Consider the following 25,962-nt stretch of genomic DNA (forward strand, 5'->3'; position numbering starts at 1 on the left):
AAAGAGAGTATTTTACGATGCCCGTATGTATTGATATAAAGTAGGGAGGTATTTAAATGTTTAAGCTCCACCCCCGGTTAATTCAGGATAGTATACCTGTTGGTGAATTTGAGCTATCAAATCTTCTTATTCATCGAGATGCAAGTTATCCTTGGTTTATTTTGGTGCCAAAAAAACCTGATATTACAGAAATTTACCATTTGTCGAATCAAGAAAGAATGCAGCTAATAAAAGAATCTTGTTTATTGGCTGAAACGATGGCGAAATTGTTTGCGCCTGACAAGATTAACATTGCAGCTTTAGGTAACATGGTTCCTCAGTTGCATGTGCATCATGTTGCTCGCTATAAGAACGATGCTTCTTGGCCGAATCCGGTATGGGCTGCTGCGCCTCAGACTGAATACAAAAAAGATAAACTGCAGCTTCGAATTAAGTCAATGGGCCTGTCTCTTGCCGGAAAAGACTTTAGTTTTATCGAGCGCCCAATCTGAAAGATGTGCGCTAATCTATCGTTGCAGATCTTCGGCTCGCGATCATGAGACAAGATCTGTTCTTCTAGCGCCCGTTTTCATGATGTATAATGCCAGAATTTTTGAGATCCATACCTATAGGGCTATAACTCTATAGGTATGGACAGGCTCTTCAGCAGAGCTTGTATTAATATGGGAAAAATAATGCGTACAATTTATTGCGGTGCTCTTACTTCCAAGAACATTAATCAAGAAATCACAATTTGTGGTTGGGTGCATCGCCGAAGGGACCATGGCGGTGTTATTTTTATTGACCTTCGTGATCGTGAAGGGATCGTTCAGGTAGTTTTTGATTCAGATGGAGGCGAGCATTTTAGTTCTGCCGATACGGTGCGTAGTGAGTATGTGCTTAAGGTAAAAGGTAAAGTCCGGGCCCGCTCCTCAGAGACAGTTAATTCTGAGATGCCAACGGGCGAAATAGAGGTATATGGGCTAGAGTTAGAAATATTAAATGCTTCTGAGACGCCACCTTTCCCGCTAGATGAGCATAGTAAAGTAGGGGAAGATGTTCGTTTAAAGTATCGTTATATGGATTTGCGTCGTCCTGAAATGTTAAAGAATCTGCTTTTTCGTTCTAAGGTGACCGCTACAATGCGAAATCATCTTGATGGAAAAGGTTTTCTGGATATTGAGACCCCTATTTTGACTCGAGCTACTCCTGAAGGAGCTAGAGATTACCTTGTTCCTAGTCGCACCCATGTAGGAAAGTTTTTTGCTTTACCTCAATCCCCACAATTGTTTAAGCAGCTCCTTATGGTTGCTGGCGTAGACAAGTACTATCAGATCGCAAAATGCTTTCGTGACGAAGATTTACGTGCTGACCGTCAGCCTGAGTTTACCCAGATAGATATTGAAGGCTCTTTTATTAGCGAAGAGGAGGTTATGGAAGTTAGTGAGGGAATGATTCGCTCTGTTTTTCAAGAGCTACTGGGCGCCGACCTAGGAGATTTCCCTCGTATGCCATATAGCGAGGCAATGATTAGGTATGGCAGCGATAAGCCAGATTTGAGAATACCTCTTGAGCTAGTAGAAATTAAAGATCTAATGATTGGTGTGGAGTTTAAAGTTTTTTCTGGTCCAGCCAAAGATCCGAAAGGCCGCGTTACCGCTTTACGTGTTCCCGGAGGAAGCACTATTAGCCGAAAACAAATCGATGACTATACCTCATTTGTAGGTATATATGGTGCCAGAGGTTTAGCCTACATTAAGGTGAACAATAAGGATGACCTAGAAGAAGGCCTACAATCACCAATTGTTAAATTCCTTCCTTCCGAGGTGCGTGCAGCAATACTTGAGCGCACAGAAGCAGAAAATGGTGATTTAATTTTCTTTGGTGCAGATAAAGAGAAAATTGTTTCTGACGCTTTGGGTGCTTTGCGGTGCAAGCTGGGTGAAGATTTAGATTTGTATACCTGTGGATGGGCGCCTCTATGGGTCGTTGATTTCCCTATGTTTGAAGAAACTGAAGAGGGCGGCTGGACATCATTACATCATCCGTTTACTCGACCATCTTGCACTCCTCAGGAGTTAGCAAGCAATCCGGGGGAAGCCCTATCAGCAGCTTATGATATGGTAATAAATGGCACTGAGCTTGGTGGTGGGTCTATACGTATTCATAACCTAGAGATGCAGAAGTCAGTATTTGATATTCTTGGGATTAACGATAAGGATGCCCAAGAAAAATTTGGATTTCTCTTGGAGGCATTAAGTTATGGGTGCCCCCCTCATGGTGGCTTGGCCTTTGGCTTAGACCGACTTGTTATGCTTATGACAGGCAGCGATTCTATTCGTGATGTTATTGCTTTTCCTAAGACTCAAACAGCCGCTTGTCTCCTAACTGATGCCCCAGGATATGCTGATGTCAAGCAACTAAGAGAGATGAATATACAACTCAAAGAAAAGAAAAAAGTAGTTTAAATCTCTAGTAGCTTGAGTTTAATAGGTTGACCGGTTCGCTTATCTATATTGGTAGGACTAAATTAAATTAAAGAAAGATGCACTTAAAAACCAACGAGTAATCTAAGGAGAGAAAGATGAAAGTATTAAAAAAGACTGATGAGTACACTATTTATCAAAAGCGTTCTGGACGTTACGCGGTAGAAGATGCTTTTAAAAAGATTATAAATGGAATAGATAAAGTAAATGTTCTTGTAGAAGCTGGAATAATTAAGCAGGCTGTTGTTGTTGCTGAAGAAGTGGTTGCTGAAGAAGTGGTTGCTGAAGAAGTGGTTGCTGAAGAAGTGGTTGCTGAAGAAGTGGTTGCTGAAGAAGTGGTTGCTGAAGAAGTGGTTGCTGAAGAAGTGGTTGCTGAAGAAGTGGTTGCTGAAGAAGTGGTTGCTGAAGAAGTGGTTGCTGAAGAAGTGGTTGCTGAAGAAGTGGTTGCTGAAGAAGTGGTTGCTGAAGAAGTGGTTGTTGAAGAAGTGGTTGCTGAAGAAGTGGTTGCTGAAGAAGTGGTTGCTGAAGAAGTGGTTGCTGAAGAAGTGGTTGCTGAAGAAGTGGTTGCAAAAAAACCAGCTATAAAAAAACCAGCTATAAAAAAACCAGCTATAAAAAAACCAGCTACAAAAAAAGAGTAATGTATTTAGACATACAGAGTTTTTCTTAAGCGGCTTTTAGGCCGCTTTTTTTTACCAAAAAATCTATGAATTTACAAAAATAAAAACTGTCTTGAAAAAATTAGGGTTGTTTTTTTTATTTTTTAAGATACTGTGACAATATACAGTATTCGAATGATGGCGGTTGTATGTCTTTGATTTTAGGTGTGGATCCTGGCTCTCGTAAAACTGGCTTTGGTATTATCAAGACAGGGGCTCAGGCTGGCTCTAAAATTGAATACGTTACCAGCGGAATCGTTCGCCTACCATCCGGAGCATTGCCTGCCCGCTTAAAGATAATTTTTGATAGTATCTCCCAGTTAATTCAACAGTACCAACCAGAAGAAATGGCTATAGAGGAAGTTTTTCTTGCTCGCGACCCCAGTGCTGCCCTAAAACTAGGTCAAGCTAGAGGGGCGGCTATCGTGGCTGGTGCTGCAGCAGGACTGGCTATAGGGGAATATGCTGCTCGCACAGTAAAGAAGTCAGTTGTTGGAAGCGGGGCAGCCAGCAAAGAGCAAGTTCAGCATATGGTTAAGCATATATTAGGACTGCCGTCTGCGCCTGCTGAGGATGCAGCCGACGCTCTTGCAGTGGCGCTTTGCCATGCTCAAACTAATTCGATGGGATTGGCTTTAGGTGGATCGTATCGTTATTCGAAGGGAAGACTTAAACGAGTCGCCACTCCACTTGGTTGATTTTATGAGGATATTTATTTGATTGGTAGAATTTCAGGGATCTTGCTAGAGAAGAAAGCACCAGAATTGCTGGTTGATGTACAGGGTGTTGGTTATGAGTTGCTGGTTTCTCTAACTACTTTTTTTGCGCTGCCAAATTGCGGTGAAAAGACTACCCTTTACGCTCATATGGTTGTTAGAGAAGATGTCCAGCAGCTATATGGATTTAGTGAATTTAGTGAACGTGAGTTATTTCGTATGCTCATAAAAGTTAATGGTGTTGGGCCAAAGATGGCTTTAACTATACTGTCGGGTATGACAACTAAAGATTTTTATGAATCAGTGCAGGCGAATGATACAGAAAGATTAGTTAAGCTTCCGGGCGTTGGAAAAAAGACTGCAGAGCGTTTAATAATTGAGGTGCGTGATCGCTTGCCTGCTTCTTTTGGGGATGCAGCTGCCTCGGAAAATGTTTCTGGTGGAGTGTCGTTCCGTGGTAGGTTGGACGCCCAAGAGGAAGCTGAAAGCGTGTTAATTGCGTTAGGATATAAGCCTCAAGAAGCATCTCGAATGATTGGTGCTGCTGCACGAAGTTTTGATGAAGAAAAAGATAGCAATAGCGAGCAAGTCAGTGAAAAATTAATTCGATTGGCCCTCAAGAGTATGGTGAAAATCTGACTTTGTCTTATAGAGAAAGCGCTAACAGAAGATAATTTTTTGAACGGTTCTCATAGGATCTCTTCCTTATATAAAGATATAATTAAAATATGATAGAAACTGACCGACTAATATCTCCTGAAGCTGATGCTCGGGAAGAGCGTTTTGATCGCGCCATTCGGCCCTTGAGTCTTAATGATTATGTGGGACAACGGGTAGTGCGAGAGCAGATGGAAATTTTTATTAGTGCAGCACGCAAAAGAAGTGAGCCTTTAGACCATACTTTGATTTTTGGCCCCCCTGGCCTTGGAAAAACAACTTTAGCTCATATTATTGCCCATGAAATGGGTGTTGGATTAAAGACCACCTCCGGTCCAGTTCTTGAAAAAGCTGGAGATCTTGCCGCATTGATGACAAATCTTGAGCCAGGAGATGTGCTTTTTATCGACGAGATTCATCGCCTGAGTCCTGTGGTTGAAGAAGTTATTTATCCTGCTATGGAAGATTATCAGTTAGATATTATGATTGGCGAAGGACCAGCAGCTCGATCAATTAAGCTTGATATACCGCCCTTTACGCTTGTTGGCGCTACCACTAGGGCTGGTCTGCTAACTTCTCCTTTGAGAGATCGCTTTGGCATTGTTCAACGACTGGAGTTTTACTCTGATGAGGAGTTGAGTTCAATAGTCTCTCGCTCAGCTAAAATTCTTGGTGTGACGACAGATGATAGGGGTACTCAGGAGATTGCTTGTCGCTCAAGGGGAACGCCGCGTATAGCAAATCGTCTTTTGCGTCGAGTTAGAGATTATGCCGATGTAAAGGCTGACGGGGTTGTTACATCAAATATAGCTGATATGGCGTTAAATATGTTGAATGTAGATGCCGCTGGTTTTGACCATATGGATCGTCGGGTAATGCTTGCGATAATTGAAAAATTTGATGGCGGACCTGTGGGAATAGATAGTATAGCAGCTGCGATTAGCGAAGAAAGAGATACCTTAGAGGATGTTATAGAGCCTTATTTAATACAACAGGGTTATCTGCTGCGCACACAGAGAGGGCGAATAGTAACGCGTCGAGCCTATGAGCATTTTGGTTTAAAAGAGCCAAAAAAATAGCTAATAATTTGGAGTTCATGGATAAATGACGCAAAAATATTGTTTACCTATCCGCGTGTATGTTGAAGATACTGATGCCGGAGGCATAGTATATTACGCCAACTATCTTAAGTATATTGAACGGGCTAGAACAGAATTAATACGCACTTTAGGTTTCGATAAGCCAGCATTGTTTGGCAGCCTGCAGTTTGTTGTTCACTCTGTAAATATTAAATATATTCAATCAGCAGTTTTGGATGATCAAATTACCGCAACAGCACAACTAAAAGATGTGTCGCGAACCTCGTTTGTTGTCACTCAGGGCGTGCTCAGAGGAAATGATGTCTTAGTGAGGGCGGAGGTCAAAGTGGCGTGCATCGATCGCGAGAAAAAGAAACCTCAGGTAATACCGGAGGATATGTTGAAAAAGTTGAAAGCTGAAATAAAAAATGAGAAAGGAGAGCGCGGCGAATGACTGAACAGTTATCTTTATGGAGCTTGATTGTTAATGCTTCCTTGTTAGTACAGTTTGTTATGCTGTTACTTTTTTTTGCATCAGTTGTATCTTGGGTGGTGATTATTCAGAGAGGATTGTATTTAAGAAATGCGGCACATAATTTGCGTCAATTTGAAGATGATTTTTGGTCAGGAATAGATCTTAATCAGCTATACGATGATATTAGAGGCAGGGATGGTGGAGAGGGTCTCGCCAGTATATTCCGAGCCGGATTTCGCGAATTTAGTAAGCTATCGCAACAAGCCGGTGTTGAGCCAGATGCGGTTATGGAGGGAGCTGAAAGGTCGATGCGGGTAGCTTTATCGCGTGAAGAGGAAAAGCTAAATCAGCATTTACCATTCCTCGCCAGCGTTGCCTCTGTGAGTCCGTATATTGGTTTATTTGGGACTGTTTGGGGTATTATGAATTCATTCCGCGGGCTTGCTAATGTGCATCAGGCCACATTAGCAGTAGTTGCTCCTGGAATATCGGAAGCATTGATAGCAACTGCTATGGGTCTTTTTGCAGCAATTCCGGCAGTACTCGCTTATAACAGATACTCTTCAGCTGCCGACACTACTTTTAATAGCTATGAGACATTTGCAGAAGAATTGTCCACGATTTTACACCGCAGGATTTATAGTAAGTGACTATAAAGGCTTCAAAGCATAAGCGTCGATTGGTTGCTGAAATCAATGTTGTTCCTTATATCGATGTAATGCTAGTGCTGTTGATAGTTTTTATGGTGACCGCCCCATTGCTCATGCAGGGTGTTAAAGTTGAGTTGCCGAATGCCCCATCTGCGCCTTTAGGTAAAAATGATAGAGACCCCTTAATTGTTTCAATTAAGGCTGACGGTACCTTTTATCTTGATTTGGGTAATGGGAGAAATATGGAGGAACCATTAACATCGATTATAAAAAAGGTGAAAAAAGTATTGCGCCAAGAACCCAAAACATCTGTTTTAGTTTGGGGGGATGCCAGTGTTCGCTATGGTTCTGTCGTGAGACTGATGAGTGATTTGCAGAATGCTGGAGCGCCGTCTGTCGGCCTTGTAACCGAACCGCTTAGAAAAAACTAACTACCATGTTATCTGAAAGACCTATTTCGTTGTTTTTAGCCGTTCTCTTTAGCTTCATTCTGCATAGCTTGGTAATCTATTTTTTGGTTGGCAAATGGGGAGAGACAACTAAGCCTAGTAAAGTCATATCTCCGAAATATATACAAGCCAAACTTGTGAATTTAGATAATGCGGTAAAACCAAAGCCTAAAAAAGCATCTAAACCAAAACCAAAGCCAAAGCCTAAAAAAGCATCTAAATCAAAACCAAAGCCAAAGCCTAAAAAAGTATCTAAACCAAAACTGCAAGAAGACCGTGAAGAAATCAAAAGGCATGTACCTGATGCACTGGAGGCAGAAAAACAGTTAGCGTTAGATCAAGATAATGAAAAATTAACTGCTAGTTATTCCGCTTACATCATGGAAAGAATTGAAGCTAATTGGAATAGACCCCCAAGTGCTAGAAGAGGGATGGAGGTTGCTCTAATTATTCAGTTGGTGCCAACTGGCCAGGTAATTAATGTAACAATGGTTAAATCTAGTGGTAGCGAGGCTTTTGATCGTTCCGCACAACAAGCAGTTCATAAGGTAGGTAGGTTTGAGAGATTACAGCAGCTAGATGCCCAGGCATTTGAGAAAAATTTTAGAAAGTTACGTCTAGTTTTCAGGCCAGATGACTTGAGGTTATAAAAAGTGAAAAAAATTAGTGTTATTTCAGTATTTTTTTTGTTGGCTTTAGCTTATCCAGTTGCAACAACTGCAAGCTTAACGATTGAGATTACAAAAGGAGTAGACAATCCTACTAAAATTGGAATCTCTCCCATCACCCAAGATGGCGCAATTTTACCAGAAGACATAGGCGATATTATAGAGGAGAACCTTAGGAGAAGCGGCCTTTTTGGTCCTATTCCCAGGAAGGATATGTTGTCTTTTCCCAGGTCAGTCAAAGAAGTGTATGCGCGTGACTGGTTAATCCTGGGTGTGGAATACCTTCTTGTTGGGAACGCCTTGCTACATAATGGAGTTTATCAAATTACCTTTAGCCTTATAGAGGTGCATAGTTCTAGAGTGGCTTTCACAAAGGTTGCGAAAGGCTCTATAGGGCAATTGCGTGATCTGGCTCATCATATTAGCGATGAAGTATATCTGGCTGTAACAGGCATCCCCGGAGCGTTCTCAACTCGCATAGCCTATGTGACTGCTGTGGCGTTAAATGGAAAAACTAGATTTAAACTAATGGTTGCAGATGCAGACGGCGCTAGAGAAAAACTGTTGCTGGAATCCAATCATCCTATAATGTCACCCTCGTGGTCTCCTGATGCAAAAGAATTAGTTTATGTCTCATTCGAGACAGGTCGACCTGCCATTTTTCGTCAAAAATTATCTAATGCTAACAGAGAGCAGTTAACTAATTTTAAGGGATTAAATGGAGCCCCATCTTGGTCTCCAGATGGGAGAAAATTAGCACTAGTTCTTTCAAAAGACGGGAATCCTGAAATTTATACCTTTGACCTGAGGAGTCATAAATTTGCTCGACACACAAATCATTTTGCAATAGATACCGAGCCATGTTGGTCACCAGACAGTAAGTTTCTAATTTTTACATCAGACAGGGGTGGGTCGCCACAAGTATACAAATTAGAACTCAAGACAGGCAAAGTAAATCGTTTAACATTTCATGGCGCATACAATGCAAGACCAAGACTTGCTGCAGATGGAAGAACTTTGGTTATGATCCATAAGAGCGAGAAGCAGTTTCATATTGCAACGCAAGACTTGGTGACTGGAGATTTAAGGGTTTTAACTAACACGAGCCTAGACGAGTCGCCGACAGTAGCACCAAATAGTGCTATGCTACTTTATGCGACAAAGAAAAATAATAAAGGGGTCCTAGCGGCAGTTTCGCTAGATGCAGGGGTTAAGTTTTTTCTACCAAGTCGCCAGGGGGATGTTCGTGAGCCTGCTTGGTCCCCAAAATAAAAAATTAGAACAAAGATCATCAGGCACAATCAGAGAAATATAATCATCTCCTAATAGGAAAATATAATGAAAATTACAACTTACAAATATAGTGCAATAGCCTTAATCTCCTCTGTTTTATTAGCGGGCTGCTCTTCTGTAGCAACAATGCCAAGTGATAATATAACGACAGGATCGGTTGATGATAGTTCCATAAGAGGCTCTTCAATAGGAACGGACAGTAGAGTTTCCCGTGTATTTTACTTTGAGTTTGATAAGGTTGTACTGAATGCTGAAGCGCGATCTGCATTGCGTCTTCATGCTCAAAATCTTCAATCCAACCGAATTAATATTCGCTTGCTGGGCCATGCTGATGAACGCGGTAGCCGCGAATATAATATGGCGCTAGGAGAAAGCAGAGGGAACGCTGTCCGTGACTTTTTAATTCAAGAAGGAGTTAATAGGTCATTGATCGAAGTGGTTAGCTATGGAGAAGAGCAAGCTGCTGTCTCAGGAAGCGAGGAAGGCTCTTGGGCGCTAAATCGTCGAGTAGAATTAAAATGATAGCTTAACAAGCGTAAAATTAAAATATACAGCGTCTGGTGTTAAAAGTTCAATTCGACATATATTTAGGTGATAGCCTGCTGGCACCCAAAAAACCTTAATCAGTCATTGTTAGGAGCACCTTGTTGTATGCCCCCATATAATTATGTTGTAGTTTGTTTGGCTATTTTTTCAATGTCTGTTATTGCCGCTGCCCCAGTTTCAGAGATTGGCAAAAAACTGGAAACTACTAATAACTCCGTTGATTTAAGTGCGGACTCGCAATCTCTTCAGTATGACCCTCACTATCAAGGGCAGCTTCTAAAAGAAGAGGTTAAAGTGCTCCGAGGTATGGTGGAAGAGTTAAGGAATGAGGTAGAACTGCTTTCAAAAAGACAAATAGAAAATTATCTTAATTTGGATCGTCGGCTTTCCGAACAGACCAATAAGCCTGGATCAACTTTAAGTATAGCTGCTGGTAAAACTCTGGATATATTATCCAAGCAGGTCCCAGATAACACTCAACCAGTAATACTACCGTTGAGTGAAGAGAAAGAGAGAGATCATTACCATGAAGCTTATGCTTACCTAAAATCAGGCGATATAAATAAAGCCATATCTGGATTTAAAGTACATATTGTTGCATACCCCAAAGGTGGATATGTTGCTAATGCATATTATTGGCTTGGCGAGATATATTTACTTCAAAGCGAGCTAGATTTGGCTCGCCAGTCGTTTTCTGTAATCCATGAAGATCACCCTGCGCATGAAAAATACTCAGATGCTAAGTTTAAATTAGGGCAGGTATATTTCATGCTGGGGGATATGATCAAAGCAAAGAAACTGCTTGAGAGTATTGCATCAAGCGATAGTAACGCCACCTTGTTGGCGAGGAGATATCTTGATGAAAATTTCTAGCCCTAGGTCTCCCCTAGCTATATCAAAACGTTAGCTTTAGGTTGAGTGGTTGCTGTTGAATTAAAACTTGATTTTTCATTCTTCATGGGTAAGATATGCACCTCTTCAAGCGGGTCGTTAGCTCAGTTGGTAGAGCAGTTCCCTTTTAAGGAATTGGTCGTTGGTTCGAACCCAACACGACCCACCATATCTTAAGAAGTTATAATTTTTTTCTGCCTAACTCTGTTTTTCGATATACAAATAATATGTGTTAAAATCCAATAGAGAGTATCGACTGAAAATTCGTTATGGACTCACATCTAAACTCAAATTTTTCAAGACTAGACCTTATTGACAAGCCCAGGAGCGATCGTGCGGTTGAGATGCATCTGGGTAAAATTCAACAACAAGTTGAATGTACATCTGAGGAAGCAGCGACATACAAGAAAGATATTAAGCAGTTACTTGATGATAAGAATGCAGTCATAGTTGCTCACTATTATACCGACCCTTTGATTCAGGAGCTGGCAGAAGAAACAGGCGGCCTTGTATCTGACTCCTTGGAAATGGCAAGATTTGGCAACAGTCATACAGCCTCTACGCTTGTTGTAGCAGGCGTTAAATTCATGGGTGAGACAGCTAAAATCTTGACACCAGAAAAAACAGTCTTGATGCCTACTCTTGAGGCAACATGTTCGCTTGATATTGGCTGCCCTGTTGAGGATTTCAGTAATTTTTGTGACCAGTATCCGGATCGCACAGTTGTTGTCTATGCAAATACTTCCGCTGCTGTGAAAGCCCGCGCAGACTGGGTCGTCACTTCTAGTATTGCGCTAGATGTTGTTGACTACCTTGATGCCTGTGGAAAAAAAATTCTTTGGGCTCCAGATAAATACTTAGGCAGCTATATTCAGAAAAAAACTGGCGCTGACATGTTGTTGTGGGATGGAAGCTGTATTGTGCATGAAGAGTTCAAGTTTCAAGGTATAGCCAGGCTAAAGAAAATATATCCTGATGCAGCACTACTTGTTCATCCGGAATCACCTGAAGCCATAGTTGAGATTGCTGATGTTGTTGGTTCGACTTCGCAGCTTATTAAGGCGTCAGGTGTTCTGCCAAACAAACAGATGATCGTAGCTACTGATGTTGGAATTTTTTATAAAATGCAACAGGCGTGTCCTGGAAAAGAGTTAATTATAGCGCCGACAGCAGGAGAGGGAGCTACTTGTCGTAGCTGTGCCAGTTGCCCCTGGATGGGAATGAATGACCTTAAAAACCTTATGGAATCACTGAAATTCAATCACAACGAAATCTCCGTAGAGAAAAATATTAGCCGAAAAGCAATGGCCTCTTTACAGCGGATGCTGGATTTCCACAAGCAACAGTTGTAGTTAGCTGCTCTGCAAGAGAATCATCATAGAGCTTTTATCCTCTCTTCTAGTATGTTTAAGTTTTTAAGTTGCTGGTCGATAACTAATATTTTTTTGTAATCATGAATTAGCAACTTCTTGGCATAAGATAGTTGATCTCTGGCTTGGTCAAACACCCCGGTTAAAATAAAGTATTGAGCTCTAGCCATGTGAACTCCAGGTATGTTGCCTGCCAGTCCTCGAATTTCTGCAAGCAAAAACCATACCTCAGGGTTCTCTGAATGAGTTGCTGCCAGTGAATCTAGCAATGTTTCTGATTTAAGAAAATGATTGGATTTTAGATATGTTTCAGCAAGAGACATTCTTAATGGATAGCTGTTTGGTTGATACCTTAATAGCTGGTTAGTTTTTTCAATAGCAAGATCATATTTTTTTTGATGGCGGTAAAGTTCAATTTCAGCCATTTTGTAGTGCAGTTGATCTGGTAGAGCCTTGAGTAATTGATCGATTGCATCTTTGGCTTCTGAATATTTGCCTAGGCTGATATAGGCAAGCGATGCTCCGTAGAGTGCAGCCTGGCTATTTTTTGAAAGAATTAATTCATTTTTAAAATGATCAATAGATAGGCTGGGGTTATTGTTTATGGCAATAATTGCTCTAGCGCGTATTAAGTGAAATTCAAAGCTATCAGAATACTCTTTTTTTGGTAGCTGACTTAACTTATTCTTGGCGTCTGTAACGCGGTTTTCAGTGAGAGGGTGACTTCGTAAGAATTCCGGAACTTGACTCCCAGTATATCTTGTAAGCTTAAGCATCGCCTCAAACATAGTAGACATGGCTTCTGGATCGATTCCAGCTGCAAGCATTGTTTTTAAACCAAGTCTGTCGGCCTCACGCTCATTTTGCCGGCTATAACGTAAGCTTTCATTTCTCCCCATAGCTTGAGTTGCAGTGAGGCCGGCCATGCCGGCATCACTGCCTATTGTTGCTGCTAAGACTAGGCTGGCGAGTAAACCTGCCATGTTGGCTACTTGATTTTTTTTTCGACTTTCTAGGCGGCGCGCAAAATGCCTTTGGCTAAGATGAGCGATTTCATGCGCAAGGACCGAAGACAGTTGGGCCTCTGATTTTGCAAAGAGAAATAAGCCTGTATGAACTCCAATTACTCCCCCAGGTACAGCGAAAGCGTTCAATGTAGGGTTATCGACAACTATTAACTCTAATCGATGATCTTGCAGCTGACTTCGAAATGCTAACCTGTAAATGAGTTGTTCTAAATAATCGGTCAACAGGGGATCATGGTGTTCATTGATCCTGCTGCGATAGGCTTTAAGCCAGGCTCGACCAAGCTCATATTCTTTTTGTTGAGAAATGCTACCAGAGGAAGTGTCGCCTAGCAGCGGAAGTTTTATGTCGGCACTTTTAATAGGTGTGCTCATGAACATTAGGGCTAATAAAGTTAGCACTGAATAGCGTAAATTTTTAATCAATAGCGATAGTTGGATCATTGGAATTTTTTTATGTCCGGTATTTTATAGTGCCGCTGTAAGTTTAAGATTAAATGGATAACATTGGGTACATTTTAGCCTTAAGAACATAAAGGTGTCGAAAATTTTATTCAATACTCTTGTGGCTTGATCATTGATCTCGTAATCTATGTTGACTAGCATCTATCGACAAGCTTGGAGTTCTGAATGTTAAAAGTACTTGGAAATTGGGTGAATCGCTACTTTGGAGAAGAAGAAGCGGTTTTATTGACTGCGTTACTGGCTATTATCTTTGTTGTGCTAATAACCTTGGGTGAAATACTCGCGCCTTTTATTGCAGCCCTTATATTTGCATTTCTGTTGCAAGGAGGGGTTAACCGCTTGGTTCTTTGTCGTGTTTCTAGAAGAGTTGCGGTGGTTGTCATTTTTTTGCTTTTTGTAGGTATTTTTTCTGCTGTTTTAGTTGTTCTTTTACCTCTAATAGGTCGTCAGGCCCTAAATTTAGCAAACAAAGTTCCCGTCATGTTTGAACATTGGCAAAGCATGCTACTAGTGCTGTCTGAGCAATTTCCGGAAATTTTTTCTGCAAGTCAAATAAAGGATATACTAAGCCAGATCTCGAAAGAATTGGGTGGTATCGCTCAGCACCTGATGGGTTTCTCATTAAACACTTTTCCTAATATTCTTGCCCTTGTTTTGTATGCAATTTTAGTCCCTTTATTAGTTTTTTTTATGCTGAAAGATAAAGATAAACTTTTAGAATTTATGTCTAGTCTTTTGCCTTCTGAACGCCCTATGATGTGGAAAATTTGGCATGAGATGAACGCTCAAATGGCTAATTATGTACGCGGAAAAGCTATTGAGATATTAATTATTGGGTTTGTTAGCTATGCTTCATTTTTGGCTCTTGGTTTGAATTATGCTGCCTTGCTAGCCTTGTTGGTTGGTTTGTCTGTCGTCGTGCCTTTTATTGGCGCTTTACTGGTGACAATACCAGTCGCAATGGTGGCTTACTTTCAATGGGGTTGGGGCGGTGATTTATTTTTATTGCTGGGGGTCTATGCAATCATCCAGGGGTTAGATGGAAACGTGCTGGTTCCTTTGTTGTTTTCAGAAGCCGTTAACTTACATCCAGTAGCAATTATACTGGCTGTGATAGTATTCGGAGGATTTTGGGGATTTTGGGGCGTATTTTTTGCAATCCCTTTGGCGACTTTAGTGAAAGCGCTGTATAGTGCATGGCCTTGCGTTACATCAGCAACTCCTAAGTCATAGCAACTAAACTCCTAAGTCATAGCAGCTATAAGTTATGCAGTTTTTTATGGATTTCGATGAAAAATATATTATTAACATACGTATGCAGCATGCTACTAATGCTTTTTCACAATCAGGCGTTAGGGTTGCCACTTTCTTTTAGTGGTCTGACTGGTGGAACGCAAGCTCATCAAGTTGAGATCGAAAAAAGTGAAACTGATGAGTCTGAGTATCGCTATATAACACTACCCAACCAGATGCAGGTATTGTTGATTGCTGATAGCAGGTCTGATAAGGCGGCAGCTTCTCTTGACGTATTTGTAGGAAGCTCGCATGACCCAATAGGACGTCAAGGGTTGGCACATTTTCTAGAGCACATGCTATTTTTGGGGACAGACAAGTACCCGGACCCTGATGAGTATCAATCTTATATTAATCAGCACGGAGGTCAGCACAATGCTTATACTTCGTTTGAGCACACTAATTACTTTTTTGATATAAACCCTACCAAGTTTGAATCAGCACTGGATCGTTTCGCACGCTTCTTTGTAGCCCCTTCCTTTGATGCTGAATACATTAATCGAGAGATGAATGCTGTGCATTCAGAATATATGGCACGGATAAAAAATGATTATCGTCGTCAAAGAGATGTCTTTTCTCAAATAGTAAATCCTGACCATCCTGCAGCAAAATTTAGTGTGGGCAATTTGAAAACTTTATCCGATACCAAAGACAATCTTGTACGAGATGATTTGCTAGCTTTTTACAAAGAACATTATTCTGCAAATCGAATGGCTTTAGTGGTTCTTGCTCCTCAAACATTAGATGAGATGGAGCTGATGGTTAGATCTAAGTTTGAAGAAGTAAATAACTATAAGACTTTGCAGCCAAAGCACGGGCAACCATTATTTGGGGTGGACTCCCTTCCCCTACTTCTTTCTCTTCGACCTATTCAAGAGTTACGAGAGCTAACCGTTACGATCCCTTTGCCTGCTATGCACGGCTATTATCGAGAAAAGCCGCTGAGCTATATTGCTAACCTTATTGGTGATGAGGGGAAAGGTAGCCTATTGTCTTTGCTAAAAGGAAATGGATGGGCGGAAGCATTGAGTTCAGGAGAGGGTCTTTCTGATACAAGCGGCACCTCTTTTGATATCACGGTCGGATTGACACCCAAAGGAGTATCAAGCTGGCAGCAGGTGGTTGAATTAATTTTCCAGGAGATAGAGTTAATTTCTCAGAAAGGGGTAGAGGAGTGGCGCTGGTTAGAGCAGAGCGTCTTATCTAATGTCGCCTTTCGCTATGAAGAGCTGGGTAGTTCGATGCATCGTGTTAGTCGATTATCCAAACAGCTACATGAATACCCCCCCGAGGAGGTGATACGTGGCCCTTATCTTAATAATATCTATAATCCTGATCTTATTTCTCGAATATTGAAAATGATGACGCCTCGCAATGCGCTAGTTACTTTGATGGCTCCGGAGGCTGCAATCGAAAAAGCTTCGATGCTTTATCAGGCGCCATATAAGCTAGAAGCTCTTCCGAATATAAAGAAAAAAGACGTTTTGAAGTCTCTGCAACTCCCGTCGCCAAACAAATTTATTCCTAGCAGCTTTGAAATTAGATCATCAGATAAAACATCACCTGCAGGCAACCCAGTGCTATTTGACGCAGAAAATTATCGTCTTTGGTATTATCTGGATTCTCATTATCAGGTACCCAAAGCTCAATTTCATGCTTCGGTGAAAACACGAACAATAAAAAGTGCATCTGAGGCCGCAATGGTAGATTTGTACTTACGACTGGTAAACGAAAGACTTAACGAGTCTAATTATGCCGCAACCCTTACAGGTTTGCGTTACGGCGTTTATAGGCAGGCTGATAGCGTAGATTTTTTTGTTAGTGGTTTTGATAATAAGCTATCTTTTCTAGTGGAAGAGATCGCTAAAGATTTATTGGCACCAGTACATGAAGAAAAAAAACTTAAACAGCCAATGCATACGAGGCTTCAGGGTGATCACGCCAGACCTGAAAGTCCTTTATTGACGCGATTAAGGAAAGAGTTAATTCGAGAATGGCGAAATAATGAAAAGCAATCACCGTATAAACAGTTACTTTTAAAGGCAGGCGATCTGCTTGATCCGGCATCATGGGGACCGGAGCAGCTTGCCGATGCTCTATCAAACTTCAATGAAGGTAAATTTATTGAATTTATTGATCAGCTATACGTAGGATCTACTATTGAGCTTCTTGCAAGCGGTAATATTGATTTAGCTCATGCTAAATCAATTGCTAGCAATATAGGACAGTATTTCGAAGTAAAGAACCCTGATGGTTGGCTGAATCAAAAGGTTTTTAAGGTTGTCGCCGGAGAAAAATTGCAAGTACATCTCGCAATGGAGCACGACGATTTTGCCATTCTTCGTTACTACCAAGGCCGCAACGACAGCGTAAAAGAAGCTGCTGGGATGATTTTGCTAAAGCAGCTAATGAGTTCAGATTTTTTCCATGAATTACGTACTGAGCAACAGCTTGGCTATATAGTAGCTGTAGTGGACAGAACAGTTGGTAGAGTCCCTGGTATTGGGTTATTGGTACAGTCCCCTAAAGCTATAATTCCTGATTTGGAGAAATCGATTGATGATTTCTTGCTAAGCTTTTTTAGGAAGCTTAAAGTTACGCCTCGAGAAGAGTTTGAGAGACATAAGGAAGCAGTACTTTTGAGGCTGCGAGAAAAACCCAAGAGTTTAGTTGAGCATTCATCTAGGCTCTGGGGGAGCATAAATATGCATGATTACAGCTTTAGTCATCGAGATGCTCTGATGTTTGCCGTGAAGCAGTTAACCTATGCTGAAGTTCTCGGACTGTATGATTCTCTAGTGGTTGGATCTGGATATTCCTTACAGCTGGACAACAGCCCAGGACCTGCTTTTAACGAACAACAGTTTAAGAGAGGTAGAGCAATTTTTAGTCTCCCCACCAATATTATAAATATACATGAATAGCTTGAATCGTGTAGTAGTATTTATATCAAGTAATCGAAGGAAATCTCATGACGAGCAGTCAGGTAATTCAGCGTAATTTTTTAGAGCATACTCAATCAGTGGAAGCTACCAAAGGTGCTCTTTCTGAGCTTATCTTAATAGTTAGTAAAGTTCTCGCACAGTCCTTATTGAACGGGGGTACAGTTTTCTGGTGCGGAAATGGTGGCAGCGCTTCAGATAGTCAGCATATGGCTGCAGAGCTGGTTGGTAGGTTTAAGAGGAATAGGCGCCCATTGCGCTCAATGGCTCTTAATGCTGATACATCAGTTCTTACGTGTGTAGCAAATGATTTTTCATATGAAAATATTTTTTCTAGACAGCTCGAAGCGCATGGCCGTTCTGGAGATATATTAGTAGGGATTAGCACTTCAGGTCAAAGCGAAAATATATTGAAAGCGCTTAAAACTGCAAAAGATATGGGTATCGCTACGATTGGCTTGCTGGGCAAAGGTGGTGGCGATGCTTTGGCTCACATTGACCATGCTTTAGTTGTCCCGTCAGACACAACAGCTAGGATTCAAGAGTCACATATTCTGATCGGGCATATTCTTTGCGAGTTGATTGAAATAGAGTTAGGGATCTCGTGAAGTTTTTTGCTTGATACTAGGCCTATATTTATATTTTTCGCTAAATCAGAGATTGGGAGAATTTTTAGGCCTTCTTTTTCCTGCAGACTCCTTTGCTGGACCACCTGGGCCATCAAGACTTAGCCTCATAGGTTGTTGTTTTACACGCACCTTATGCTTTAAGTGTTGGAATATATCATTTGGCATACCTTCTGGTAGCTCAACGGTGCTATGTTCATCATGCAACTTAATACGTCCGATATTTTGTCCTTCAATACCTGATTCGCTTGCAATGGCCCCAACGATATCTTTTGGCATAACACCTTGATTTTTACCCACTTCTATCCGGTAAGTCACCATTGCTATACCGCTATTTGAGCTACGATTTTTTCCAGAATCTACTCGTTTCTTGAATTTCTCAGAGCGTTCAGGCCTGGAGCGATTAGGTTTGGCATGCGTCTGCCTGTCGTTAAATGTGGTATCTAAGGAAGGCATATCTGGAAAAAGTGGGCGTTCTTGCTGCAGTTGAGATGCAAGGCCTGCAGCTATATCAGATATTGATATAGCATTATCTTCGCATAACTTATGCAAAATTCCCTTGAAGCGCTCAAGATCCTTGGCATTCAAGCTTTGTAAAACCCGTTCCTGAAATTGCTGTATACGCTGACCGCTAACCTGATCTCCGGTCGGAAGTCTCATCAGGGTGATTTTTTGGTTTGTCGATTTTTCTATCGAATAAAGAAGACGGCTCTCTTTGGGCGCAACAAATAAGATTGCCTTACCATCACGTCCAGCTCTTCCGGTCCGACCGATACGATGGACATAAGCTTCGTTATCATACGGAATGTCATAATTGATTACGTGGCTTATACGTTCAACATCTAGACCTCTAGCAGCCACATCAGTGGCTACAACAATGTCTACTTGACCTTTTTTTAAACGATTTACAGTACGTTCACGTAGTATTTGACTGAGGTCACCATTAAGAGCGGCAGCTGAAAATCCCCTAGCCGCAAGTTTCTCAGCTACTTCCAGTGTGGCAGATTTTGTCCGGACAAAAATCAACATACCATCAAATTCTTCTACCTCTAGTATGCGTGTAAGGGCCTCCATTTTTTGGTGGCCCTTGACTGTAAGATAAAATTGCGTAATGCGCTCAACAGTTTTTGTTTTTGAAACAATGCTGACTTCTTTGGCATCACCAAGATATTTTTTGACAACTCTGCGTATAGTTGGGGGCATTGTGGCTGAGAACAAGGCTCTTTGGCATGCATCAGGGGTCTCAGCTAGAATAGTTTCAACATCATCAATGAAGCCCATCCGGAGCATTTCGTCAGCTTCGTCTAAAACTAGAGCATTAAGCTGATTTAACACTAAGCTGCGTCGTCGAATATGATCGAGTATCCTTCCGGGAGTACCTACAATTACCTGCGCTCCTCGCTTTAGTCCACGTAGTTGAGTGCTCATATCTTGGCCGCCGTAGATAGGCAACACATGAAATTTCTTTAGATGCCTAGCATAGGTTTGAAATGCCTCAGCCACTTGAATTGCAAGTTCGCGAGTGGGTGTTAATACTAGAACTTGAGGAGTCTTCTGATCGCTATTGAGGCGGCTTAATAAAGGTAGGGCAAAAGCACCAGTTTTCCCAGTACCTGTTTGAGCAACACCAAGTAAATTTTCTCCATTGAGTAATATCGGAATACTTTGTGCTTGAATTGGAGATGGCTGTTCGTAACCTAATTGCTTGACGGCTTTAAGCACTGAGTCGGCAATGCCCAATGATTCGAAATCGGGGGGTAGCATATAAATGAAACCTGTGTTGCTGTGAATTCCAGGAACAGAAAGTGAGATTAAGTAAGATGTGCGAGTATACGCCTATCCTTTTGAGGGAGAAAGGATTTTTGTGGGTCATGACGCAGTATGATGGATGAATTTTACAGGGGTAGCGTTATATTTATGCAATAGTCCCTGTAGTCCTCATTCTTTTTGCGCCTTTCTTTAGGGGCTCTTTCTTGGTCGCATTTAATTGCGCTAGCTTGCTATCAATAAGATTTTTTAATGCAATTAACATTCCTGTAACAATAAAGGCACCTGGCGGCAACACTAGTATTAAAAATCCATATCCTTCACCAAATAAGTTGATGTTCCAGTTGGCTGCAATAGGACCAAACAGCAAATCCATGTTAGCGAAAATTGTTCCTACCCCAAAAATTTCACGTATTGCTCCAATAACAAGTAATACTATTGCAAAGCCCGACCCCATCATTAGCCCATCTAATACTGATGATGCAATGGTATTTTTGCTTGCAAAAGCTTCAGCTCTTCCCAGAATGGCACAATTAGTGACGATTAAGGGAATAAATATGCCTAGTATCAAATAAAGCTCATAGGTAAACGCCTTCATGAGCAACTCGGTACAGGTTGTAAATGTCGCTATGATCATTACGAAAGCTGGAATTTTTACAGCGTCTGATACTTGCTTTCTTATTAAGGAAACGGCTGCATTTGAGCCAACTAGGACTAGCATGGTGGCAAGACCCAATCCTAAGGCGTTTACTACGCTGCCTGTCACAGCTAGAAGCGGACACAGCCCTAAAAGCTGCACAAGAGCAGGATTATTTTTCCAAAGTCCGTTGGTAGTTATTTCCTTGTAGGAGATATCAGCCATTAATTATCGCCTCTATTAGTATTGCATCTTGTTTTGAGCTGTCTAGCTTGGCTGCTTCTAAGAGTCTCGCCTTGTCTTGCTTAAAGTATTGGAGCGTTTTTAATACTTGTGTAATGACTGCACGGGGGGTAATAGTTGCTCCAGTAAGTTGATCGAAGTTGCCTTTGTCTTTTTTTACTTTCCAGAATTCTGGTTTTGGGTTGATTAAAGATTTTCCATCAAAACCAAGAATCCAATCATTTTTTTTGAGATCTATTTTATCACCAAGCCCCGGTGTTTCATTGTGAGAAATTACCCTGACGCCCGCGATAGTTCCATCTATATTTATGCCGACTAACATTTGAATCTTTCCACTATAACCATCTGGTGCAATAGCAGGAATGATAATTGCAGTAAGCTTATCGTTGCTACGCGCAAGATTTATCTCCCCATCCTTTATTCCCAGGGTAGATAGATATTCTTCAGGAACCTTGATGATATCTGTTAAAATATCGTTGTCATGCCTTGCTAGTGGAACAATTTCAAGTAGCGCTCGTTTGGCAACCTCTCGCTTAGCTTCGGCAATGCGATCTTTAGTGCCCTCATAAGTAAATGAGAGAAGTGTCGCTGTTGTTAAGGCAAAAATACCCAGAACAAGACTGTTAAATCGGATAGATTTACCTAGCATCACTTTGGTCCTCTTTCCGTTTTTTGTTAGATTTAACTCCAGACTTACTATACCCATAAGTTCGCGGCATAGTGTAGTTATCTATCAGTGGCGCAGCAAAATTCATTAGAAGTACAGCGAACGCAATAGCGTCTGGATAACTTCCCCAGCTGCGAATGATAAAAATCAATACACCGATAAGCGCCCCATAGATGAGCCTGCCTTTATTGCTAGTAGCTGATGTGACTGGATCTGTGATGATAAAAAAAGCACCAAACATGGTTGCGCCACTCAGCAGGTGAAATAATGGCGAACCAAGACTTGAAGAGCTTCCGCTGTCATAGAAAATAACCGAGCACAAGGCTAGCGACAGCAGCATTCCCAGTGGTGCATGCCAAGTAAATATTTTTCGATAAAGTAAAAATAATCCACCGAGTAGAAATCCAATATTCACCCATTCCCAACCAAGACCTGCCCATGTTCCTTGGCTAAAAAAGAGCTCCTTTTTATAGAATTGGTCTACCAGTAGACCAGTATTTTGCTTAAAGGTGTCTAGCGGCGTTGCTGCTGTATATGCGTCTATGGTTCCAGATGCAGTTTCAGATACGCCTGATAAGGTATCAGGATTCAGTAAAGGTAGAACAATTTGTATTGAATGCCATAATCCTGGAACTTGCATATCTGAAGGGTAGAGCTCTGCTGGTGCCGGCCATGCAGTCATTTGCACTGGAAAAGATATCAACAGAACTACATAGCCAATCATTGCAGGATTGAACGGATTATAGCCAAGCCCACCATAAAGGTTTTTGGCAATAATAATGGCAAAAGAGGTGCCAACTACAGCTATCCACCAGGGTGCTAGCGGGGGCAATGATATACCCAAAAGTACAGCTGTCAGAATAGCACTGTAGTCTTTTAGGTAAAACATAATAGGACGCTTTCGCAGTCTTATTACAAGTGCTTCGGAGCCTACCGCCACCATGCATGAGAGAGTGACATTTATTAGGGAGCCCCAGCCAAAAAATAATGTGAGTGCGAATAATCCGGGGATGGTTGCCAGTATTACCAGCTGCATTACACGCGCTGTATTTTGAGCGCTATGTGCATGTGGTGATGTGAGTTTCAGCAAAGCCATGACTAATATCCGTTACGTTCTGATTTTTGACAGATCAGCTTCAGCTGTCGCCAATTTCTCTTTTAGTTTGTCAGCCGCAACAGTAAAAGCGTCAATATGTTCTGACCCTTCAGTCTTGGCAATTTCTAATCTAGTGGTTGCTTTTTCTAGTCGAGCAGTCAAAGAGACTATCGTATTACATAATTTTTCTTCATCAGAAAGACCAGCCTGAATGGTAACTTTGGCTTGAGCCCTTGTAATAGCCTCGGAGGCAGAATCAGGTGTTTCTGAAGGATTCGATATAGGCATACTCAGTCCATGGCTAGAAATGGCTTCAGCGAGTCGGATTTTGGCGTCCTCAACAGCTGCCTTGGCTTGCTCGTGCTGATCACTAGTAACACCCTCTTTTAGCGACTCTAGTTTTTCCTGTGCAGAGCGTAGTTGGTCTTCAAATCTCGCAATACGGCGAGTGGATCTAGAGTGCTGATCTTCCGGAGAAGATTTTTTGGCTTCAGCTCGATCCAGGGCCGCCTGAATTATCCCTTCGGTCCCAGAAGTTTTATTAGCCTGCGCTGCAGCTTTTAGACGAACATCTCGCTGGACTTTTTTTGCAAAAATTTCCTTTTCTTTACGATTTTTTTGAAATTCAAAACGCTGCCTGGCTCTATCAGCACTTACCTTTTCTTCAGCTTGTTTTTTCATTTCTCCTTTGCTAGCGCGGTAGTATTGAACCAAAGGGATATTACTAGGACAGACATAAGAACAAGCTCCACACTCAATGCAGTCTGCAAGGTTTTGTACTTCAAGTTTTTCATAATTCTTTGACTGCGCATACCATAAAAGTTGCTGGGGTAGCAGGCTTGCTGGGCAGGCTTCTGCGCACATGCCACAGCGAATACAGGCCTGGGCTGGTTGAGGAGAGGGAAATTCTTCTTCGCTGGGAGCAAGAATACAGTTAGTTGTTTTGATGACAGGGATGTCTAGATTTTCTAATGCAAAGCCCATCATGGGGCCGCCAACAATTAATCGAGAACAATTTTTTTTATTAAAGGCGTTATGTTTAAGCAGGTGGCTAATAGGAGTTCCAATTAAGATTTCGTAATTTCTGTTGATTGTACAAGCCTTACCAGTCACTGTCGTGATACGAGAGATCAAAGGCTCTCCAAATACAATTGCTCGATATACAGCATAGGCTGTGCCCACATTTAGGCATGCAATTCCAATATCTGATGGAAGTCCTTTAGCGGGTACTTCTGTTCCAGTAAGAATTTGTATTAATTGTTTTTCGCCACCTGAGGGATAGCGAGTTTCAAATGTCGCTAGTTCAATAGTAGTATTCTTCAAGTAAGATTTTAGGGCTGCATAAGCCTCAGGCTTATTATCCTCAACCCCTATTACAACTTCCTTCGGATCACCAAGGATATAGGATAATATTTCGATACCCTGAACAATGTCTTCTGGATGCTCCCTCATCAGCATATCGTCTGAAGTTATGTAGGGCTCACACTCTGTACCATTAAGGATTAATGTGGAGATAGGCTTTTGTGGGTTTAATTTTACGGCTGTCGGAAAACCTGCTCCTCCAAGTCCAGCCACTCCTGAAAGCCTTATTATCTCTAATAATTTTTCAGGGACATGATCTCGGTAGTTGCTTAATCCTTCATGGGCTATCCATTGATCTTCTCCATCAGGTATTAGCGTGATGCAGTGTGCTGACATGCCCGATGGATGGGGGATAGGGTGGTCGCCTATGTCGGACACCAGGCCTGATGTTGGAGCATGGACGCCTGCGCTTAAGACTCCCTTTGGGTTTGCCAACACCTGTCCCTTAAGAACTTTGTCTCCAATAGCAACGATTGCTTTAGATGGTGCTCCAATATGTTGATTAAGAGGTATGATTAATTTTTCTGGCAAAGGGAGGGAGCCCACAGAGTCTTTCACAGACTGGTGCTTATTTTCTGGGGGATGCACTCCTCCAATAAGATTCCATATTTTTCTCATGGAGTATTTGCTCCGTTGGTGTCCGATGCAATAATATCACTAAGCTTAGATGGTGTTAGTTGCTCCCTAACTGATGGGGGCAGGCCCCATTTCCAGTCAGACAGGCCTTTCCTTACTGGAAGCATGTCTATGCAGTCTACAGGGCATGGATCGACACAAAGATCACAGCCTGTACATTCACTTACAATAACTGTGTGCATTAATTTTGCGGCACCCAGAATTGCATCTACTGGGCATGCCTGAATACATTTAGTGCACCCTATGCATTCGTCTTCACGGATATAAGCAATAGTTCTGGTGTCACTTTCTTCTCCATGCTCAGAATCTAGGCTGGGTGCATCAACATCTAGCAGGTCAGCAATAGCATTAATGGTTGTCTGTCCGCCAGGTGGGCATTTATTTATAGTATCCCCATCCGCTATAGCTTGCGCATAAGGCTTGCAGCCTGGGTAGCCGCATTGACCACACTGCGTTTGAGGGAGAAGCTTATCGATTTGTTGGACAATTGGATCTCCCTCTACTTTAAATTTAATGGCGGCATAACCTAATATTCCGCCAAAAATAACTGAAAGGCCCGCTAGAGCTAACAGTGCTGAGTACAAAGGGTGCTGGATAATAATATCGTACATTCCTCCCCCTTTATGCCAATCCACCAAAACCCATGAAAGCTAAAGACATCAATCCAGCAGTAATCATGGCTATAGCAGCGCCTTTGAATGGCTCAGGAACATCAGCTACAGTAAGACGTTCGCGCATGGCCGAAAACAATATCAACACTAAAGAAAAGCCTATTGCTGCACCGAAACCGTATAGTGTTGACTCTGACAATGTATGTGCTTTGGTGGTGTTCTGTAATGCCACCCCTAATACAGCACAGTTAGTGGTAATTAGCGGTAAAAAAACCCCAAGCACTCGATAAAGCAAAGGACTACTTTTTTCAATAAACATTTTAGTGAACTGGACCACAACAGCAATGACTAAAATAAATGAGATAGTTTTAAGATACTCGATATTCAATGGCACCAAGATCCAATTATTCACCATATAGCTAGACATAGCAGCAATTGTGAGCACAAAGGTTGTCGCTCCAGCCATACCAATTGCTGTCTCAAGCTTGCTTGATACGCCCATAAAAGGACATAGGCCCAAAAACTGAACCAGAACAAAATTGTTCACAAATATAGCGCTAATTAAAATAACAGCAAATTCTTGCATTTTGTCTCATCTCAAGAGGTTATATATTATAGCTTCACGTAGTGTGCAATAAGCATAAAACAATAATTTTCCTAGTATATATTAGTCA

General features: G+C 41.7%; 25 protein-coding genes and 1 tRNA gene. 18 read left to right on the top strand and 8 right to left on the bottom strand.

Annotated features, from left to right (window positions below):
- The first annotated feature begins 56 nt into the window (after positions 1-56).
- The 15 genes from ABXT41_RS01730 to nadA all read left to right on the top strand — a co-directional run bounded on the left by ABXT41_RS01730 (position 57) and on the right by nadA (position 11,900).
- Positions 57-491, top strand: a complete 435-nt coding sequence (locus ABXT41_RS01730) for an HIT domain-containing protein (RefSeq protein ID WP_415391120.1) — start codon at positions 57-59, stop codon at positions 489-491.
- A 183-nt stretch (positions 492-674) separates the two neighbouring features.
- Positions 675-2,447 carry an aspartate--tRNA ligase gene (gene aspS / locus ABXT41_RS01735; RefSeq protein WP_415391121.1) on the top strand — a complete coding sequence of 591 codons (1,773 nt, stop codon included), beginning with the start codon at positions 675-677 and terminating at the stop codon, positions 2,445-2,447.
- 116 nt (positions 2,448-2,563) lie between these two features.
- Positions 2,564-3,106, top strand: a complete 543-nt coding sequence (locus ABXT41_RS01740) for a hypothetical protein (protein WP_415391122.1) — start codon at positions 2,564-2,566, stop codon at positions 3,104-3,106.
- Between the two features lie 167 nt (positions 3,107-3,273).
- Positions 3,274-3,822 (top strand): crossover junction endodeoxyribonuclease RuvC, encoded by a 549-nt coding sequence (gene ruvC, locus ABXT41_RS01745; RefSeq protein WP_415391123.1) that lies wholly within the window; start codon positions 3,274-3,276, stop codon positions 3,820-3,822.
- An 18-nt stretch (positions 3,823-3,840) separates the two neighbouring features.
- Positions 3,841-4,479, top strand: coding sequence for a Holliday junction branch migration protein RuvA (ruvA, locus tag ABXT41_RS01750; protein WP_415391124.1), 639 nt, complete (start codon positions 3,841-3,843; stop codon positions 4,477-4,479).
- A gap of 89 nt (positions 4,480-4,568) precedes the next feature.
- Positions 4,569-5,576: a Holliday junction branch migration DNA helicase RuvB gene (gene ruvB / locus ABXT41_RS01755; RefSeq protein ID WP_415391125.1), complete on the top strand. Its 1,008-nt coding sequence runs from the start codon at positions 4,569-4,571 to the stop codon at positions 5,574-5,576.
- Positions 5,577-5,601: 25 nt separating this feature from the next.
- Complete coding sequence (ybgC, locus tag ABXT41_RS01760) at positions 5,602-6,030, top strand: tol-pal system-associated acyl-CoA thioesterase (RefSeq protein WP_415391126.1); 429 nt, start codon at positions 5,602-5,604, stop codon at positions 6,028-6,030.
- Positions 6,027-6,701 (top strand): protein TolQ, encoded by a 675-nt coding sequence (gene tolQ, locus ABXT41_RS01765; protein ID WP_415391127.1) that lies wholly within the window; start codon positions 6,027-6,029, stop codon positions 6,699-6,701. The genes ybgC and tolQ overlap by 4 nt, the downstream gene beginning before the upstream one ends.
- A gap of 2 nt (positions 6,702-6,703) precedes the next feature.
- Entirely contained in the window at positions 6,704-7,132 is a 429-nt protein-coding gene (gene tolR / locus ABXT41_RS01770) for a protein TolR (RefSeq protein WP_415391433.1), read from the top strand.
- A gap of 155 nt (positions 7,133-7,287) precedes the next feature.
- On the top strand, positions 7,288-7,800 hold the full coding sequence (locus ABXT41_RS01775) for an energy transducer TonB (RefSeq protein WP_415391128.1): 513 nt from the start codon (positions 7,288-7,290) through the stop codon (positions 7,798-7,800).
- Positions 7,801-7,803: 3 nt separating this feature from the next.
- Entirely contained in the window at positions 7,804-9,090 is a 1,287-nt protein-coding gene (tolB, locus tag ABXT41_RS01780) for a Tol-Pal system beta propeller repeat protein TolB (RefSeq protein WP_415391129.1), read from the top strand.
- 66 nt (positions 9,091-9,156) lie between these two features.
- Positions 9,157-9,633, top strand: a complete 477-nt coding sequence (locus ABXT41_RS01785) for an OmpA family protein (protein WP_415391130.1) — start codon at positions 9,157-9,159, stop codon at positions 9,631-9,633.
- A 129-nt stretch (positions 9,634-9,762) separates the two neighbouring features.
- Positions 9,763-10,530, top strand: coding sequence for a tetratricopeptide repeat protein (locus tag ABXT41_RS01790; protein ID WP_415391131.1), 768 nt, complete (start codon positions 9,763-9,765; stop codon positions 10,528-10,530).
- Between the two features lie 111 nt (positions 10,531-10,641).
- A tRNA-Lys gene (locus ABXT41_RS01795) sits at positions 10,642-10,717 on the top strand.
- Between the two features lie 175 nt (positions 10,718-10,892).
- Positions 10,893-11,900: a quinolinate synthase NadA gene (nadA, locus tag ABXT41_RS01800; RefSeq protein WP_415391434.1), complete on the top strand. Its 1,008-nt coding sequence runs from the start codon at positions 10,893-10,895 to the stop codon at positions 11,898-11,900.
- A gap of 23 nt (positions 11,901-11,923) precedes the next feature.
- Here the strand turns inward: nadA and ABXT41_RS01805 are convergent, their stop codons facing one another.
- Entirely contained in the window at positions 11,924-13,318 is a 1,395-nt protein-coding gene (locus ABXT41_RS01805) for a M48 family metalloprotease (protein ID WP_415391132.1), read from the bottom strand.
- Between the two features lie 255 nt (positions 13,319-13,573).
- Between ABXT41_RS01805 and ABXT41_RS01810 the strand changes: the two genes are divergently transcribed.
- The 3 genes from ABXT41_RS01810 to ABXT41_RS01820 are packed head-to-tail and all read left to right on the top strand — an operon-like array spanning position 13,574 to position 18,251.
- The gene (locus tag ABXT41_RS01810; protein ID WP_415391133.1) at positions 13,574-14,641 is read left to right on the top strand and encodes an AI-2E family transporter; all 1,068 of its coding nucleotides are present in this window, start codon (positions 13,574-13,576) and stop codon (positions 14,639-14,641) included.
- A gap of 56 nt (positions 14,642-14,697) precedes the next feature.
- Positions 14,698-17,625 (top strand): insulinase family protein, encoded by a 2,928-nt coding sequence (locus ABXT41_RS01815; protein WP_415391134.1) that lies wholly within the window; start codon positions 14,698-14,700, stop codon positions 17,623-17,625.
- Between the two features lie 47 nt (positions 17,626-17,672).
- A complete protein-coding gene (locus tag ABXT41_RS01820) occupies positions 17,673-18,251 on the top strand; it encodes an SIS domain-containing protein (protein WP_415391135.1) in 579 nt (192 codons plus the stop codon).
- Positions 18,252-18,296: 45 nt separating this feature from the next.
- On the opposite strand, the gene ABXT41_RS01825 is transcribed toward ABXT41_RS01820, so the two are convergent.
- From ABXT41_RS01825 to rsxA, 7 genes are all read right to left on the bottom strand, one after another.
- Complete coding sequence (locus tag ABXT41_RS01825) at positions 18,297-20,033, bottom strand: DEAD/DEAH box helicase (RefSeq protein WP_415391136.1); 1,737 nt, start codon at positions 20,031-20,033, stop codon at positions 18,297-18,299.
- Positions 20,034-20,184: 151 nt separating this feature from the next.
- Positions 20,185-20,898, bottom strand: a complete 714-nt coding sequence (locus ABXT41_RS01830) for an electron transport complex subunit E (protein ID WP_415391137.1) — start codon at positions 20,896-20,898, stop codon at positions 20,185-20,187.
- Entirely contained in the window at positions 20,891-21,565 is a 675-nt protein-coding gene (gene rsxG, locus ABXT41_RS01835) for an electron transport complex subunit RsxG (protein WP_415391435.1), read from the bottom strand. The genes ABXT41_RS01830 and rsxG overlap by 8 nt, the downstream gene beginning before the upstream one ends.
- A complete protein-coding gene (gene rsxD / locus ABXT41_RS01840) occupies positions 21,555-22,679 on the bottom strand; it encodes an electron transport complex subunit RsxD (protein WP_415391138.1) in 1,125 nt (374 codons plus the stop codon). The genes rsxG and rsxD overlap by 11 nt, the downstream gene beginning before the upstream one ends.
- Before the next feature lie 12 nt (positions 22,680-22,691).
- Positions 22,692-24,659 (bottom strand): electron transport complex subunit RsxC, encoded by a 1,968-nt coding sequence (gene rsxC / locus ABXT41_RS01845; RefSeq protein WP_415391139.1) that lies wholly within the window; start codon positions 24,657-24,659, stop codon positions 22,692-22,694.
- A complete protein-coding gene (gene rsxB, locus ABXT41_RS01850) occupies positions 24,656-25,288 on the bottom strand; it encodes an electron transport complex subunit RsxB (protein WP_415391140.1) in 633 nt (210 codons plus the stop codon). Before rsxB ends, rsxC begins: the two co-directional genes overlap by 4 nt.
- 10 nt (positions 25,289-25,298) lie before the next feature.
- Positions 25,299-25,874 (bottom strand): electron transport complex subunit RsxA, encoded by a 576-nt coding sequence (gene rsxA, locus ABXT41_RS01855; protein ID WP_415391141.1) that lies wholly within the window; start codon positions 25,872-25,874, stop codon positions 25,299-25,301.
- Positions 25,875-25,962: the final 88 nt, after the last annotated feature.

Origin of the sequence: Porticoccus sp. Uisw_050_02 (assembly GCF_047729555.1) — a bacterium.
In the GTDB taxonomy this organism is placed as follows: domain Bacteria; phylum Pseudomonadota; class Gammaproteobacteria; order Pseudomonadales; family Porticoccaceae; genus Porticoccus.

What these genes read in the sequence shown, in the direction of transcription:
- ABXT41_RS01785 (WP_415391130.1), top strand. Translation starts at nt 9,157, where the DNA reads ATGAAAATTACAACTTACAAATATAGTGCAATAGCCTTAATCTCCTCT.
- ruvB (WP_415391125.1), top strand. Translation starts at nt 4,569, where the DNA reads ATGATAGAAACTGACCGACTAATATCTCCTGAAGCTGATGCTCGGGAA.
- rsxG (WP_415391435.1), bottom strand. Translation starts at nt 21,565, where the DNA reads ATGCTAGGTAAATCTATCCGATTTAACAGTCTTGTTCTGGGTATTTTT.
- ABXT41_RS01790 (WP_415391131.1), top strand. Translation starts at nt 9,763, where the DNA reads ATGCCCCCATATAATTATGTTGTAGTTTGTTTGGCTATTTTTTCAATG.
- ABXT41_RS01830 (WP_415391137.1), bottom strand. Translation starts at nt 20,898, where the DNA reads ATGGCTGATATCTCCTACAAGGAAATAACTACCAACGGACTTTGGAAA.
- ABXT41_RS01740 (WP_415391122.1), top strand. Translation starts at nt 2,564, where the DNA reads ATGAAAGTATTAAAAAAGACTGATGAGTACACTATTTATCAAAAGCGT.
- nadA (WP_415391434.1), top strand. Translation starts at nt 10,893, where the DNA reads ATGCATCTGGGTAAAATTCAACAACAAGTTGAATGTACATCTGAGGAA.
- aspS (WP_415391121.1), top strand. Translation starts at nt 675, where the DNA reads ATGCGTACAATTTATTGCGGTGCTCTTACTTCCAAGAACATTAATCAA.
- tolQ (WP_415391127.1), top strand. Translation starts at nt 6,027, where the DNA reads ATGACTGAACAGTTATCTTTATGGAGCTTGATTGTTAATGCTTCCTTG.
- ABXT41_RS01810 (WP_415391133.1), top strand. Translation starts at nt 13,574, where the DNA reads ATGTTAAAAGTACTTGGAAATTGGGTGAATCGCTACTTTGGAGAAGAA.
- ABXT41_RS01730 (WP_415391120.1), top strand. Translation starts at nt 57, where the DNA reads ATGTTTAAGCTCCACCCCCGGTTAATTCAGGATAGTATACCTGTTGGT.
- ABXT41_RS01825 (WP_415391136.1), bottom strand. Translation starts at nt 20,033, where the DNA reads ATGCTACCCCCCGATTTCGAATCATTGGGCATTGCCGACTCAGTGCTT.
- rsxC (WP_415391139.1), bottom strand. Translation starts at nt 24,659, where the DNA reads ATGAGAAAAATATGGAATCTTATTGGAGGAGTGCATCCCCCAGAAAAT.
- rsxB (WP_415391140.1), bottom strand. Translation starts at nt 25,288, where the DNA reads ATGTACGATATTATTATCCAGCACCCTTTGTACTCAGCACTGTTAGCT.
- rsxD (WP_415391138.1), bottom strand. Translation starts at nt 22,679, where the DNA reads ATGGCTTTGCTGAAACTCACATCACCACATGCACATAGCGCTCAAAAT.
- ABXT41_RS01815 (WP_415391134.1), top strand. Translation starts at nt 14,698, where the DNA reads ATGAAAAATATATTATTAACATACGTATGCAGCATGCTACTAATGCTT.
- ABXT41_RS01805 (WP_415391132.1), bottom strand. Translation starts at nt 13,318, where the DNA reads ATGAGCACACCTATTAAAAGTGCCGACATAAAACTTCCGCTGCTAGGC.
- ABXT41_RS01820 (WP_415391135.1), top strand. Translation starts at nt 17,673, where the DNA reads ATGACGAGCAGTCAGGTAATTCAGCGTAATTTTTTAGAGCATACTCAA.
- ybgC (WP_415391126.1), top strand. Translation starts at nt 5,602, where the DNA reads ATGACGCAAAAATATTGTTTACCTATCCGCGTGTATGTTGAAGATACT.
- rsxA (WP_415391141.1), bottom strand. Translation starts at nt 25,874, where the DNA reads ATGCAAGAATTTGCTGTTATTTTAATTAGCGCTATATTTGTGAACAAT.
- ruvC (WP_415391123.1), top strand. Translation starts at nt 3,274, where the DNA reads ATGTCTTTGATTTTAGGTGTGGATCCTGGCTCTCGTAAAACTGGCTTT.